The organism is Ochrobactrum chromiisoli (genome assembly GCF_026241335.1).
GTDB classification, from domain to species: domain Bacteria; phylum Pseudomonadota; class Alphaproteobacteria; order Rhizobiales; family Rhizobiaceae; genus Brucella; species Brucella chromiisoli.
This window is the reverse complement of record NZ_JAPHAV010000017.1, coordinates 15,575-29,643: the sequence shown is the minus strand read 5'-3', so window position 1 is coordinate 29,643 and position 14,069 is coordinate 15,575. Positions and strand designations below refer to the sequence as shown.

Here is a 14,069-nt window from a genome sequence, read left to right as displayed (position 1 = left end):
AACCGCTTGTTATGTGACGTCGCTGTAATCGCCTTCGCCGTGTCCACCGAATCCGTGCATGAACAAAGCCCATTGCAGCCCGATTGTCGCGCCTTTGACAGGCTGTAGCAGGAGCAGGCTCAACAGAACGATCATCGGCCCCCATATGGCCATATGGGTCAACAGCGATAGATTGGTGGTGGCTTCCACGCCCATGAAAGCCGCAACCACGATATGGCCGACGATGAGGATCGTCAGATAGGCCGGCAGATCATCGGCGCGCTGTTCTGTGTAATCTTCACCGCAGACGGAGCAATGGTCGACCGGTTTCACAAACGCACGAAACAGCTTTCCTTCGCCGCAATGCGGGCAGCGGGATTTGAAGCCACGCCACATGGCTTGCTTCAAATCACGGCTCGGTCGTGCGGCTTTCGGGCTTTCGCCACCGAAAACCTGAACTGGACTGTCTGTGGAACTGGCCTCTAGCATGCTCATCTGCGACCTCTGCTCTTAGAGCGCGAAACGCCCGAAGGTTTTCCTTTGCGCCCGCGCATTCCTTTGCTTGCCTTATGATGCGAACGCGTCGACATCGGCAGGGAATGCGGTTCCGAAACCATCTCAAAACGAAGTGCCCCCGCAACAGGGAGCGCTTCCACAAGCCTTACCGTCACCGTATCACCGAGACGGAAGCCTTTTCCGCTTCTTTCACCGGCAATTGCATGATTGGCTTCATCGTAAAGATAGTATTCATCACCCAAAGTTGAAATAGGCACAAGCCCATCTGCGCCATATGTCGCAAGAGACACAAACAATCCGGCCCTCGTCACTCCGGTAACACGGGCTTCATAATCATCGCCCAGATGGGCGGCGAGGAAATGTGCGATCAGACGGTCCACGGTTTCGCGCTCGGCAAGCATCGCGCGGCGTTCCGTGGATGAAATCAGTGCTGCTGTTTCTTCAAGCTGGGCTTCTTCATCGGTGGTCAGGCCATCCTTGCCAAGATTCAGAGCCTTGATCAAAGCCCGATGCACGATCAGATCGGCATAACGGCGGATGGGCGAAGTGAAATGCGCATATTTATGCAAATGCAGGCCAAAATGACCAATATTATCAGGGCTGTAAATCGCCTGACTTTGCGTGCGCAGCACAACCTGATTGACCAGATCCTGATGATCCGTGCCTTCAACAGCCTCTAAAATGCGGTTGAACTGTGCCGGCTTGAGAGCGGCGCCTTTGGCCAGGTTCATATCAAGCGTGCGCAGAAACTCGCGCAAGGATTCCTGCTTCGCAAGGGCGGGTTCATCGTGAATGCGGAAGATCAGTGGCTGGCGATGCGCTTCAAGCACTTCTGCCGCTGCAACATTGGCCTGAATCATGAACTCCTCGATGAGCTTATGCGCATCAAGCCGTTCAGGCACGACCACTTTGTCCACCTTGCCATCGGGTGCCAGAATGATTTTTTTCTCAGGCAAATCCAGCTCAAGCGGTTCACGCGCATCGCGACCGCGTTTGAGAGCGCCATATGCAGCCCACAACGGCTTGAGGATCATGTCGAGTATCGGTGCGGTCTTCTCGTCGGTTGCGCCATCAATCGCGGCCTGTGCCTGCGCATAGGCGAGTTTTGCAGCCGAACGCATCAGGATGCGATGGAACTTGTGAGACTTCTTGTGACCATTGGCGTCGAAAACCATGCGCACAGCAAGTGCTGGGCGATCTTCCAGTTCACGCAGTGAGCACAGATCATTGGAAATGCGCTCTGGAAGCATCGGCACAACGCGGTCGGGAAAATAGACTGAGTTGCCGCGCTTCAATGCTTCACGGTCGAGTGCTGAATTGGGACGCACATAGGCTGCAACATCGGCAATCGCCACGATGACGACGTGGCCGCCCAGATTGGTCGGGTCGGTATCCGGCTCGGCATAGACCGCATCATCGTGATCCTTTGCATCGGCCGGATCAATAGTGACGAGCGGAATTTTGCGCCAGTCTTCGCGGCCTTCCAGCGTTGCAGGCTTGGCATTTTCGGCTTCGCGGATCACGTCTTCTGGGAAGATATGCGGAATTTCGTGTTCATGGATCGCGATCATCGAAAGCGCTTTTTCACTATCGACAGAGCCTACGACCTGACGCACCTTCCCACTCGGTAGACCGTAGCGGCGTGAAGACTGAAGTTCGACTTCGACCAGATCGCCGCTTTTGGCGTCGAGCAGCGATTGCGGGTCAAGCTGCACTTCCGGCTGCTTGCGGTTAACGGGTTCAAGCCGCCACTCGCCGCTGCTCAGCCGGCGCAAAACGCCGAGAACCGCATTGCTGCTCTGGTCTATAACCTTGATGACGCGGGCCGAATATTCCGGACCTTCATTTTCCTTGTTGCGGAAAATCTTCGCCAAGACGCGGTCACCAACACCAACCGTCGGTCCATCGGATGATTTGTTAAGGCGTGTGCGGCGGATCAGAACGACAGGCGGCTTGCCATATTCGGCCTCATCCCAGTCGCTCGGACGGGCAACGAGGCCGCCATCATTGTCGCGGCCGGTGATGTGGAGCGTGGCGATCGGGGGGAGAGAACCGGGGCGGGACAATCGGCGTGCGCGCTTTTCGAGCAATCCATCGTCTGCAAGTTCTCGCAGCAGGTTTTTAAGATAAACCCGTGCATCGCCCTTGATATTGAACGCCTTGGCAAGTTCACGCTTGCCAGCGCGGTCCGGGTTTTCTTCAATGAATTTGAGGACGTCCTGACGCGTCGGCAAATGAGCAATGGGATCAGCCGACTTTGCCTCGTTGCGTTTTGCTGTTGCTGCACGCCGTTCGGTCCGTGCGGATCGTCCGGTATCGGATTTGGGGAAACGGCGTGCCAAGTCTTACTCCTCTGCCGCTTTCGCCTTGCTTTTTGATTTTGCAGCAGGCTTTTTTGCGGCGGTCTTTTTCGTTGCTGTCTTTTTTTCAGCGGTCGCAGTTTTTGCGGCGGTTTTGCGGGCCGGCGCCTTCTTGGTCTTGGTGCTGCCAGCCTTGGCGGCAATCAAAGCGAGCGCTTCTTCCAGTGTCACACTGGTCGGCTCCTGGCCTTTTGGCAGTGTGGCATTGACCTTGCCCCAATTGACATAAGGGCCATAACGGCCATCGCGCACGGTGATGGGACCGCCATCGGGGTGATCGCCAAGCGTTGCAAGGGCTGCCGGTGTCGAGCGTCCGCGACCGGGGCCTTTGGATTGCTTGTCTGCAAGAACCGCAACGGCGCGATTAAGACCAACTGAAAATACCTCTTCGGCGTTTTCGAGATTGGCGAAGGTGCCGTCATGGCTGACATAAGGCCCATAGCGCCCGATGCCTGCTGAAATCATCTTGCCGGTTTCTGGGTGCTGGCCAACATCGCGTGGAAGCGACAACAGTGCCACGGCCTTTTCATGATCGATTGTATCAACTGACCAGCCTTTAGGCAGGCTGGCACGCTTGGCTTCCTTGCCTTCACCGCGCTGGATATAGGGGCCAAAACGTCCTGTGCGTGCCGTAATTTCCTCACCGGTAAACGGGTCTTTGCCGAGCGACTTCGGTTCATCAGAAGCTGCTGCTTCGCCATTGCCGTCACCGCCGAGCTGGCGGGTGAATTTGCATTCAGGATAGTTTGAGCAACCAACGAATGCACCATATTTGCCAAGTTTGAGCGAAAGTTGGCCGGTGCCACAGGTTGGGCATGTGCGTGGATCGCTGCCATCGCCGCGATCAGGGAAGGCGAGCGGCGCGAGTTCTTCATTGAGTGCATCAAGCACGTTGGTAACGCGCAGTTCCTTGATGTCATCAATAGAGCCGGAAAAATCGCGCCAGAAATCGCGCAGCACGTCTTTCCAGGAAAGCTTACCGTCGGAAATCAGATCGAGCTTTTCTTCGAGATCCGCCGTGAAATCATATTCGACATAGCGTTTGAAAAAGCTTTCAAGAAACGATGTTACCAGACGGCCTTTGGGTTCCGGTATAAGCTTGCGCTTGTCGATGGTGATATATTCGCGGTCGCGCAGCGTTGCGAGCGTGGCGGCATAGGTCGATGGACGGCCGATGCCAAGCTCTTCCATCTTCTTGATAAGCGAAGCTTCCGAATAGCGTGGCGGCGGTTCGGTCGAATGCTGGGTCGCATCGATTTTTTCTCGTGAAATGGCCTCACCAGAACGGATTTCAGGCAGCTTTGCGCTATCTTCGTCCTCGTCTTCTTCCTCGCGATGGTCTGTATAAGCAGCAAGGAAGCCGTCAAACTTCGTAACCGAACCATTGGCTCGCAGCATCGCCGATTTTGCGCCGTTAATGGCTTCAATATCGGCGGTCGTGCGTTCAATGTCGGCAGCCTGCATCTGGCTGGCAATGGCGCGCTTCCAGATCAGTTCATAAAGGCGTGCCTGATCTTCGTCGAGATAGCGGCGGACTTCCTTTGGATGACGCGAGAAATCCGTTGGACGGATTGCTTCGTGCGCTTCCTGTGCGTTCTTGGCCTTGCTGGAGTAATAGCGCGGTTTTTCGGGAACGTATTTTGCACCGAAATTGTTGCCAATAGCATCACGGGCGGCACTGATCGCCTCTGGAGCCATCTGTACGCCGTCGGTACGCATATAGGTGATGAGACCCGCAGTTTCGCCGCCAATATCCACACCTTCATAAAGGCGCTGTGCAACCTGCATGGTGCGCGATGCCGAGAAGCCAAGCTGGCCGGATGCGGCCTGCTGAAGTGTTGAAGTGGTGAATGGAGGACCGGGATTGCGCTTGGTTGGCTTGGCCTCGACAGAGATGGCCTTGAAGCTTGCGCCTTCCAGCATGGTACGGATGGCAGTTGCCTGCTCTTCATTCTTGATGTCGAGCTTGCCGACTTTTTTGCCGTCAAGAACGGTCAGCCGCGCAGTGAAAGCATCGTTGCGCGGGGTTTTAAGCGCAGCAGCGATATTCCAGTATTCTTCACGAATGAAGCGTTCAATCTCGGATTCGCGATCACAGACCAGACGCAGCGCCACAGACTGCACACGGCCCGCAGAACGCGCGCCGGGCAACTTGCGCCACAAAACCGGAGAGAGGTTGAAGCCAACCAGATAGTCGAGGGCACGGCGCGCTAGATAGGCATCGACCAGCGGCTCATCAATATCGCGTGGATTGGCGATAGCATCCAGAACGGCCTTTTTGGTGATCGCATTGAATGCAACACGCTTGACCGTTTTGCCCTTGAGCGCTTTCTTCTGATTAAGAACTTCCAGCACGTGCCACGAAATGGCTTCCCCTTCGCGATCAGGGTCAGTTGCAAGAAACAATGCATCGCTGTCTTTGAGCGCTTTGACAATGTCTGCCAGACGCTTGGAGGAATTGCTGTCTACCTCCCATGACATTGCAAAATCTTCATCCGGACGGACCGATCCGTCCTTAGCTGGTAGATCTCGCACGTGACCAAACGAGGCCAGAACCTTATAGTTCGAGCCTAGATATTTATTGATGGTTTTTGCCTTGGCAGGCGATTCGACTACGACGACGTTCATTAAAACTGCCCAGATTCGCGATGCTTACGGATGGATTATCCTTTTATCGCGTTCAAATATTTGCCTTTCACATGAACAGCGGTTTGCGTTTGGTCAAGAGCGACGAGCGAAAAATCGATAAATACAACTTAAAATTGCTTTTGTTAATTATAAACCAAATGATAGTATTGCGTTGGGGTATATCCAACGGGCAAGCGCCAGAAGGGTGGTTTTCATAAGCATGAAACCGAACGATCTTGGGGGCAAGAATGGTTCAACGGATAGCAACGCGCGGGGAGATAATCATGTATATTGAACAGATGCTTGAAGAACTGATCATTATGGCCAAAAAAAATAATCAGCATATGCTGGCATATATGATGGATATGGCATTGCAGGAAGCGCGGGACGAGCGCCGCCTTTGCGAGAATGCTCAATAATTATCCGTTTATTTTTATTGAGGCATAAGCGCCACCTGATTGCCGGGATACCGTAATAGCCTCCCGGCAAGATCGAGTTCCAGCAGAATGAATTGTACATTGCCCGATTCCAGGCCCGTGTGTCTGACAAGCGTGTCAATATCGACAGGGACCGGTCCGAGCGCATTCATAAGAATGTCTCGCTCTTCATCCGTGGTTGCTGCCTGACGGTGCTCTGGTGGTTCCTCAAACTGTTTGAGAAGATCAGGTTGATCCGTCTTGTTGCGCATAGTTTCGCCGCCTGTCAGCGGAGCAAGGGCTTCAATGACATCATCGGCATGCGTTACCAGTGTTGCCCCTTGCTTCAAAAGCGCATTGGTGCCGCGTGCACGCGGATCAAGCGGTGAGCCGGGCACGGCAAAGACTGTGCGGCCCATTTCACCAGCCATACGGGCACTGATGAGCGAACCCGAACGCTCCGCTGCTTCAACCACGATGAGACCGAGTGAAAGGCCTGCAATAATGCGGTTACGGCGCGGGAAATCACGCGAGCGTGGTTCAGCCCCCATGGGCATTTCGGTGATCAGCGCGCCGCTATGTTCAGGAATGGCACGATAAATCGGCAGGTTTTCGGGTGGATAGGGCTTATCAAGGCCGCCAGCCAGCACAGCCACCGTTCCGCTTTGCATGCTTGCCTTATGCGCTGCGGCATCAATGCCGCGTGCAAGGCCGGAGACAATAGCGAAACCTGCATCACCCAGATCACGTGCAATTTTTTCGGTAAAACGTGCGCCGACGACTGACGCATTGCGTGAGCCAACGATCGCTATGGGCGGTTTGCGAAACACATTGACATCACCCTTGATGATGACCAGCGGAGGAGGCGCTTCGCAGTTTTTCAATTGTTGCGGATAGTCGGGTTCGCCCATGCCAACAAGACGCGCGCCGATGCGCTCAATGGCTTCAAGCTCACGCTCGGCATCTTCGAGCGGTGTGACGCGTATAGTTCGCGAGCCGCCGCCACGAATGTTGAGGCTTGGCAGCCGTTCAATCGCGTTGGCGGCTGATCCGCAAAACAAAATCAGATCACGGAACGTCACCGATCCGATATTGTCAGTGCGGATAAGACGCAGCCAGTTGAGCCGCTGCCGATCTGAGAGGCGAATTCCATTTTTCGAATTCGCGCTTTCTGTCATCCCTTTTTGCCGATCTTGCTCTCGGTGCCGCTTAAAAGCCGCGAGATGTTGGTGTGATGCTTGATAAAGATGATCAATGTCATGACGGCAAACAAGCCGGCAATTGCCGGATCACCACGCATATAAAGCACAATCGGAACAATAAGACTTGCCACCAGTGCTGACAGCGAAGAATAGCGGGTGAGAAGGGCGGTGATGATCCATGCCGCGATAAAAACCAGTGCGCTGGGCCATGCGAGACCGATCAGAATGCCGAGATAGGTTGCGACACCTTTGCCGCCCTTAAAACCAATCCACACCGGGAAAAGATGGCCGATGAAGGCACCAAAACCCGCGGCAATTGCAGCCGCTTCGCCAAACCGCCATGCGATCAGCACCGCAACGGTGCCTTTGAGCGCATCAAGAATGAGTGTTGCGGCTGCGAGCTTTTTGTTGCCGGTGCGCAAAACATTGGTTGCACCAATATTGCCGGACCCGATTGCACGCACATCGCCCAGACCCGCAAGCCGGGTCAGAACAAGCCCGAAAGGAATGGAGCCGAGAATGTAACCGAAAATCAGTGTCCCCAGCGACACCAGACTGAACAGACCTGTTTCGGTCATGAAGTTCCCCATATGCACTTTATTAAAACCAGTTGAGAAGAAAAGCCGCCTGAAATCAAGACGGCTGATCTGAAATTTTTAAACTGAATAAACTGTTTTGCCGCCGACTATAGTGCGGTTCACGCGTCCCTGGAAGCGGGCACCTTCAAAGCAGCTGTTCTTCGAGCGCGAATGCAGGTCTTCTTCGCGAACCACCCATGGTTCGTCAAGATCGACGATTGCAAGATCGGCTTTTGCGCCGGGCATCAATGTGCCGGCATCCAGCCCGAAAATACGTGCAGGAGCGGTTGAGAGCACTTCTACCAGACGCAGCAGCGGAATGCTGTCGTTGTGGTGCAGGCGAAGCGCCGCCGCCAGTAGTGTTTCCAGACCAATCGCGCCAGCTTCAGCATCGGCAAAAGGCAGGCGTTTGGTGTCAACGTCCTGCGGATCATGTGCCGAAACGACAATGTCGATTGTGCCATTTTTGACTGCTTCAACCATCGCCAGACGATCTTCTTCGCTGCGCAGAGGCGGTGACAGACGGAAGAAGGTGCGGAACTCACCAATGTCGTTTTCATTCAGCGACAGGTGATTGATTGAAACACCGGCTGTTACCTTGGTGCCAAGGTCTTTCGCACGACGAAGCGCATCCGCAGACATGGCGCAGGAGAGCTGGGCTGCGTGATATTTGCTGCGGGTGAGAGCGGCCAAACGCAGGTCACGCTCCAGCGGGATGACTTCTGCTTCGCGTGGGCTACCCGAAAGGCCGAGCCAGCTTGCAAAAAGGCCTTCATTCATCACGCCATTGGCGCCGAGATAGGGGTCACGGGTTTCGCAGGCAATCACCGCATCAAAATCGCGCGCATAGGTCAGAGCGCGGCGCATCAATTGTGTATTGATAAGCGTGTTGCGGCCTTCCGTGAAGGCAACCGCACCGGCATCACGCAGCAGGCCGATTTCCGTCATTTCCTCGCCATGCAAGCCTTTGGTGATGGCGGCTGCCGGATGCACATTGACGATCGCGGTATCGCGCGCCGTGCGCTTGACGAACTCGACCAGCGCTACATCATCGATCACCGGATCGGTATCCGGCATCATGATGATGGAGGTTACACCACCCGCTGCGGCGGCACGGCTGGCAGAAGCAATCGTTTCGCGATGTTCAGCGCCCGGTTCGCCGATAAAGACGCGCGAATCGACCAGGCCGGGCAGGATTGCCATGCCGTTCAGATCGACGACCTCCGCACCTTCCGGTGCGCCCTGATTGCGGGCATCAGCACCACTTGCGGTGATCTTGCCATCTTGAATGAGCAAGCTGCCGTGTTCATCCAGCCCGCGCGATGGATCAACAATGCGGGCATTTTCAAAAAGGATCGCACTCATGCGCGTTCTCCTGCGGTTTCTGCGCGACGCGGATCAAGCAGAGCTTCCATCACTGCCATGCGCACAGCCACGCCCATTTCAACCTGTTGCTGGATCATGCTCTGCGGTCCATCTGCCACATCGGATGCAATCTCGACGCCGCGGTTCATCGGACCGGGATGCATAACCAGAGCGTCAGGCTTGGCATATTTGAGCTTTTCATTATCGAGGCCATAAAAGTGGAAATATTCGCGCACTGAAGGCACGAATGAACCCGCCATACGTTCGCGTTGCAGACGCAACATCATCACGACATCGGCGTCTTTGAGACCCTCTTCCATCGTGTTGTAAACTTCAACACTCATGTCAGCGATGCCAGCAGGCAGCAGGGTTGACGGGGCAACAACGCGGACGCGTGCGCCAAGCGCATTGAGCAGCAGGATGTTTGAGCGCGCAACGCGCGAATGCAGTACGTCACCGCAAATGGCAACGATAAGATTGCCAATGTCACCCTTGGCACGGCGGATTGTCAGCGCATCAAGCAGTGCCTGTGTCGGGTGCTCGTGCGCGCCATCGCCTGCATTGACCACAGCACAGCCGACTTTTTGCGCAAGAAGTGCGGCTGCACCCGCAGATGCATGGCGTATGACCAGAATATCCGGCTGCATGGCGTTCAGCGTCATGGCTGTGTCGATGAGCGTTTCGCCCTTCTTGACCGACGAATTGCCGACCGACATGTTCATCACGTCTGCGCCCAGCCGTTTTCCGGCGAGTTCGAACGATGATTGCGTTCGCGTCGATGCTTCAAAGAACAGGTTGATCTGGGTGCGACCACGCAGCACGGATTTTTTCTTCTCGGACTGTCGGGAAACAGCCACTTCCTGATCTGCAAGGTCAAGAAGACAATTAATGTCCAGGGGCGATAGCCCCTTGATGCCAAGCAGATGGCGATGAGGAAAAATCGGAGAGGCCGGTTGTTGGGTCATGGCAAGTCATCCGTTTAGAACCGGCGTTTAGAACCGGCGTTTAGAGCCGCGAAAGCTGGACAGTAACCGCCCTTATAATGGCTTTGGCCGATTCACAAAGAAAAACCTGTGTTGTTTTGCGCAGAAATTGCATGTGTGTGCGAAAATGTTAGGAAATTGGAACGCAAGAAAGCATAGAATGTTAAATCAGCAGGCATTAAAATGCTTGTATTGAGATCATTGAATTGAACAAACCAAACGGATCAGCCTGTGAAAACGCATGAAGTTACCAACCAGACCCCGTTTATGACGGGCACGAATGCATATCTGGGCGATCCGCTTCTCATGCAGATTGCAGCACGTTTCCCAAAAGAACTGCATTCCGATCTGGAGAGCAACGGTCGTTTTGTCATGTCGGCAGAAGCGCAGGATCTTGCGCGTCTTGCCAATACGGAACTGCCAAAGCTGCGCAGTCATGACCGTCAGGGGCGTCGCATTGATCTGGTGGAATATCATCCGGCCTATCATGCGCTGATGCGTCGTTCGATTGCGCAGGGCCTGCATTGCTCGATCTGGGAGGCCAATCCTGCAGAAGCCGGACGCCGCCATCAGGCGCGCGCTGCCCGTTTCTTTCTGACTGCTCAGCTTGAAGCCGGGCATCTTTGTCCGCTGACGATGACCAATGCGTCGCTTGCGGCTGTCATGGCTTCGCCTGATCTTTACAAGCTATGGTCGCCGCAGATTTTGTCGCGCAAATATGATTCCTCGCAAAAGCCTGCATTCAACAAGCAGGGTATCACGCTTGGCATGGGCATGACCGAAAAGCAGGGCGGTACCGATGTTCGCGCCAACACGACCCGCGCCGAACGCAATGAGGATGGCACTTATACATTGAGCGGACATAAGTGGTTTATGTCCGCGCCCATGTCCGATGCATTTTTGGTGCTTGCGCAGGCGGAGGAGGGGCTTTCATGCTTCCTGCTGCCGCGATTGACCAATGGGGCGGCTGGCAACGGCTTTTTCTTCCAGCGTCTCAAAGACAAGCTCGGCAATAAGTCCAATGCTTCGGCAGAAGTCGAATTTGATGGCGCTATCGGTCATCTGGTCGGTAATCCCGGCGAAGGCGTTAAAACCATTATGGATATGGTGACGCTGACGCGGCTGGATTGTGCGGTTGCCTCTGCCGGTCTGATGCGTTCGGGGTTGGCGGAGGCTATTCACCATGCCCGCCATCGCATTGTTTTCGATAAGCCTCTGATCGAACAGCCGCTGATGAGCCGGGTTCTTGCTGATATGGCGCTGGATGTTGCAGGTGCGACAGCACTTTCCATGCGCCTTGCGCGCGCATTCGATATGGCTGCAACGGACCGTGCGGAAGCGGCTTTTGCACGCTGCATGACACCGGTTGTTAAATATTGGGTCTGCAAGATTGCCCCGTCACTGCTTTACGAAGCGATGGAGTGCCTCGGCGGCAATGGCTATATTGAGGATGGCAATCTTGCGCGCGCCTATCGCGAGGCCCCAGTCAACGCAATATGGGAAGGCTCGGGCAATGTCATGGCGCTTGATGTGGCGCGCGTGCTGTCGCGTGCCCCATCTTTATTTGATGAAGTGCTGGACTGGATTAGCGAAAAGCTTGGCGTGCGCGGGCAGGGTACCATTGATGTGCTTCAGGCTGCTTTGCAATTGACCGAATCCGATCAGGGTGTTGCGCGTCTTCTGACAGAGCAGCTTGCCTATGCCGCAGCTGCAGCCGAACTGCGAAATCTCGGGGCTGATGATATTGCAGACGCCTTTATTGAAACCCGTCTGGGCGGACAATGGCGCTCAACCTATGGCATGCTGGATGCGCGCCACGACGCCAATCGGATCCTTGATCAGCTTTATCCGGCGTCGTGATCGTCATCATCATAAGGCGATGAGCGAAGCAGGTGCAGACGATCAAGCGCGCCTTGCAGAATGAAGGAAGCCGCGGCCGAATCGATGCGTTCGGCCCGTTTCCCGCGAGAGACATCCATACCGATTAACACGCGTTCAGCGGCGACCGTCGACAGGCGCTCGTCCCAGAACACGAAGGGCAGATCGGTCAGCGGCTGCATGGTCCGCACAAAGGCGCGGGTTGCCTGAACGCGGGGCCCGGCTGAGCCATCCATATTCATCGGCAGGCCAATAATAATGACGCCGACTTTGTCTGCTTCGAGCGCTTTTAACAGCACCTGTGCATCGATTGTGAACTTTGTGCGTTTTATAACGGGGCGGGGATGGGAGAATGACAAGCCAAGATCGGAAACAGCAAGGCCAATCGTTTTGGTGCCAAGATCAAGCCCGGCAATTGTCTGGCCGGGTTGCAGAATTTCCAAAATGTCTTCGATCTCAACGACGGCCATAGGTCCTCATAGTATTTTGATCAGGCTTCATATTGCCTGATGGAATTGAGCCGTAATATCTGTTTTGAAACTGAAAATCGAGCCGCAAGGAGAAACACAATGAAAATCACCTGGTTGGGCCACGCTGCCTTTCGCGTTGAGACAGATAAGGCGGTCATTCTGATCGACCCGTTCATTCATGGAAACCCAGGCGCTAAAGGCATTGATTTCAAAGAAGCGACCAAGGGCGTCACGCATATCGCGCTCACCCACGGTCATGGCGATCATATTGGTGACACTGTTGAGATTGCCAAAGAAACCGGTGCGACTGTGATTGCGAACCCCGAAATTACCGGTTGGCTTGGCCGCCAAGGTTTGGAAAAATTCAGCATGGGTAATACAGGGGGAACCATTGTTCGCGAGGGGTTCAGCGTAACGTTTGTGAATGCGCTGCATTCTTCCGCCATGATGACTGAAGATGGCATCACGCAATCAATGGGTAATCCGAACGGTCTGGTATTCCATTTTGAGGATGCGCCGACACTCTACCATATGGGTGACACGGACATTTTCTCCGATATGGCGCTGATCAATGAACTGCACCAGCCAGAAATCGGCATTGTGCCTATCGGAGATCGTTTTACGATGGGTGGTGCTGTGGCAGCGCTTGCGTGCCAGCGCTATTTCAATTTCAAAACCGTTCTGCCATGCCATTACGCCTCGTTCCCATTCATTGAAAAGACCGCAGACAAGTTTGTTGCGGCAATGTCTGACTATAAAGAAACGAAGGTGCTTGTCGCTGACGCCGGCACTGTCCACACGTTCTAACTGCGGATGGAAGCGCAAGAAATGTTGCGCTTCCCAACCTGCACCGCTATAGCCGGTAAAAGAACCTTTTCAGGGTGGCGGTTCGCTGCCCTAAATTATAAATTTGCGGAGAACAGGATGTCCGTCGATATTTCCACCGTCAAGCGCGTTGCGAATCTTGCGCGCATCGCCGTCAATGAAGACGAAGCCGAGCGCATGACCGGTGAACTCAATGCAATTCTGGGCTTTGTCGAGCAATTGAACGAAGTCGATATTGAGGGCGTTGAACCCATGACTTCTGTAACGCCGATGAAGATGCGTCTGCGTGAAGATGCAGTGACGGACGGCAATATCGCCAATGCCATTGTTGCCAACGCGCCTGTGACCGAAGACAATTTCTTCGTGGTGCCAAAGGTCGTGGAGTAAGTCGATGGCTGTTCGGGTTTCCGTCGAGACCCCATTGCAGGATGATGTGCGTGATCTTGTTAGAGCATTGAACGCGCATATGCTGCCGCTTTCGCCTCTCGAGTTCCAGTTCAAGATGACTGTTGAACAGATGGCTGAGCCGGATACGACGGTTTTCGTCGCACGGGATGAAGATGGCAAGGCCGTCGGCTGTGGTGCGCTGAAGATGCACGATAACGGTGTGGGAGAACTCAAACGCATGTTCACCCGCCCGGAAGTCCGGGGCAAGCGTATCGGCTCGCATCTTGTCGCTGCAATTGTCGAGCTGGCAAGAGCCAAGGGTGTTTCGCGGCTGGTGCTTGAAACGGGTACCGGCCCCGGCTTTGATCCGGCCTGGCGGCTTTATGAAAATTCGGGTTTTGCGCGTTGCGGAGTGGTTCTGGATTATCCTGACTCCGAATACAGCGCCTTTTTTGAAAAGCGTCTTGCTGAGGCGTGACTTT

General features: G+C 54.6%; 13 protein-coding genes. 5 read left to right on the top strand and 8 right to left on the bottom strand.

Going from position 1 to position 14,069, the window contains the following annotated elements; translation table 11 throughout:
* Positions 1-9: 9 nt before the first annotated feature.
* From OPR82_RS19925 to topA, 3 genes are read right to left on the bottom strand one after another with little or no spacing between them, the layout of a single operon-like run.
* Positions 10-474, bottom strand: coding sequence for a DUF983 domain-containing protein (locus OPR82_RS19925; RefSeq protein ID WP_265986639.1), 465 nt, complete (start codon positions 472-474; stop codon positions 10-12).
* Entirely contained in the window at positions 471-2,837 is a 2,367-nt protein-coding gene (rnr, locus tag OPR82_RS19920; RefSeq protein WP_265986637.1) for a ribonuclease R, read from the bottom strand. Before rnr ends, OPR82_RS19925 begins: the two co-directional genes overlap by 4 nt.
* A gap of 3 nt (positions 2,838-2,840) precedes the next feature.
* On the bottom strand, positions 2,841-5,483 hold the full coding sequence (gene topA / locus OPR82_RS19915; RefSeq protein WP_265986635.1) for a type I DNA topoisomerase: 2,643 nt from the start codon (positions 5,481-5,483) through the stop codon (positions 2,841-2,843).
* Between the two features lie 284 nt (positions 5,484-5,767).
* Here topA and OPR82_RS19910 point away from each other — a divergent pair, with 284 nt between their 5' ends.
* Positions 5,768-5,902, top strand: coding sequence for a hypothetical protein (locus OPR82_RS19910; RefSeq protein WP_265986634.1), 135 nt, complete (start codon positions 5,768-5,770; stop codon positions 5,900-5,902).
* Positions 5,903-5,916: 14 nt separating this feature from the next.
* On the opposite strand, the gene dprA is transcribed toward OPR82_RS19910, so the two are convergent.
* The 4 genes from dprA to OPR82_RS19890 form a co-directional block, all read right to left on the bottom strand.
* Positions 5,917-7,077 (bottom strand): DNA-processing protein DprA, encoded by a 1,161-nt coding sequence (gene dprA, locus OPR82_RS19905; protein ID WP_265986633.1) that lies wholly within the window; start codon positions 7,075-7,077, stop codon positions 5,917-5,919.
* Positions 7,074-7,679, bottom strand: coding sequence for a glycerol-3-phosphate 1-O-acyltransferase PlsY (gene plsY, locus OPR82_RS19900; protein WP_265986632.1), 606 nt, complete (start codon positions 7,677-7,679; stop codon positions 7,074-7,076). Before plsY ends, dprA begins: the two co-directional genes overlap by 4 nt.
* Positions 7,680-7,757: 78 nt before the next feature.
* The gene (locus OPR82_RS19895; RefSeq protein WP_265986631.1) at positions 7,758-9,044 is read right to left on the bottom strand and encodes a dihydroorotase; all 1,287 of its coding nucleotides are present in this window, start codon (positions 9,042-9,044) and stop codon (positions 7,758-7,760) included.
* Complete coding sequence (locus tag OPR82_RS19890; protein WP_265986630.1) at positions 9,041-10,009, bottom strand: aspartate carbamoyltransferase catalytic subunit; 969 nt, start codon at positions 10,007-10,009, stop codon at positions 9,041-9,043. The genes OPR82_RS19895 and OPR82_RS19890 overlap by 4 nt, the downstream gene beginning before the upstream one ends.
* 249 nt (positions 10,010-10,258) lie before the next feature.
* On the opposite strand from OPR82_RS19890, the gene OPR82_RS19885 reads away from it, so the two are divergent.
* Complete coding sequence (locus OPR82_RS19885; RefSeq protein ID WP_265986629.1) at positions 10,259-11,887, top strand: acyl-CoA dehydrogenase family protein; 1,629 nt, start codon at positions 10,259-10,261, stop codon at positions 11,885-11,887.
* Here OPR82_RS19885 and ruvX read toward each other — a convergent pair.
* Complete coding sequence (ruvX, locus tag OPR82_RS19880; protein ID WP_265986628.1) at positions 11,872-12,375, bottom strand: Holliday junction resolvase RuvX; 504 nt, start codon at positions 12,373-12,375, stop codon at positions 11,872-11,874. The two genes, OPR82_RS19885 and ruvX, sit on opposite strands and share 16 nt — an antisense overlap.
* 99 nt (positions 12,376-12,474) lie before the next feature.
* Here ruvX and OPR82_RS19875 point away from each other — a divergent pair, with 99 nt between their 5' ends.
* From OPR82_RS19875 to OPR82_RS19865, 3 genes are all read left to right on the top strand, one after another.
* Positions 12,475-13,182, top strand: a complete 708-nt coding sequence (locus tag OPR82_RS19875) for a metal-dependent hydrolase (RefSeq protein WP_265986627.1) — start codon at positions 12,475-12,477, stop codon at positions 13,180-13,182.
* A 117-nt stretch (positions 13,183-13,299) separates the two neighbouring features.
* Positions 13,300-13,587, top strand: a complete 288-nt coding sequence (gene gatC / locus OPR82_RS19870; RefSeq protein ID WP_265986626.1) for an Asp-tRNA(Asn)/Glu-tRNA(Gln) amidotransferase subunit GatC — start codon at positions 13,300-13,302, stop codon at positions 13,585-13,587.
* 4 nt (positions 13,588-13,591) lie between these two features.
* Positions 13,592-14,065, top strand: a complete 474-nt coding sequence (locus tag OPR82_RS19865) for a GNAT family N-acetyltransferase (protein WP_265986625.1) — start codon at positions 13,592-13,594, stop codon at positions 14,063-14,065.
* The last annotated feature ends 4 nt before the right edge of the window (positions 14,066-14,069 follow it).

Coding starts and splice junctions, on each gene's coding strand:
- OPR82_RS19925 (WP_265986639.1), bottom strand. CDS start 474: ATGAGCATGCTAGAGGCCAGTTCCACAGACAGTCCAGTTCAGGTTTTC.
- gatC (WP_265986626.1), top strand. CDS start 13,300: ATGTCCGTCGATATTTCCACCGTCAAGCGCGTTGCGAATCTTGCGCGC.
- OPR82_RS19890 (WP_265986630.1), bottom strand. CDS start 10,009: ATGACCCAACAACCGGCCTCTCCGATTTTTCCTCATCGCCATCTGCTT.
- OPR82_RS19865 (WP_265986625.1), top strand. CDS start 13,592: ATGGCTGTTCGGGTTTCCGTCGAGACCCCATTGCAGGATGATGTGCGT.
- OPR82_RS19895 (WP_265986631.1), bottom strand. CDS start 9,044: ATGAGTGCGATCCTTTTTGAAAATGCCCGCATTGTTGATCCATCGCGC.
- ruvX (WP_265986628.1), bottom strand. CDS start 12,375: ATGGCCGTCGTTGAGATCGAAGACATTTTGGAAATTCTGCAACCCGGC.
- plsY (WP_265986632.1), bottom strand. CDS start 7,679: ATGACCGAAACAGGTCTGTTCAGTCTGGTGTCGCTGGGGACACTGATT.
- dprA (WP_265986633.1), bottom strand. CDS start 7,077: ATGACAGAAAGCGCGAATTCGAAAAATGGAATTCGCCTCTCAGATCGG.
- OPR82_RS19875 (WP_265986627.1), top strand. CDS start 12,475: ATGAAAATCACCTGGTTGGGCCACGCTGCCTTTCGCGTTGAGACAGAT.
- topA (WP_265986635.1), bottom strand. CDS start 5,483: ATGAACGTCGTCGTAGTCGAATCGCCTGCCAAGGCAAAAACCATCAAT.
- OPR82_RS19910 (WP_265986634.1), top strand. CDS start 5,768: ATGTATATTGAACAGATGCTTGAAGAACTGATCATTATGGCCAAAAAA.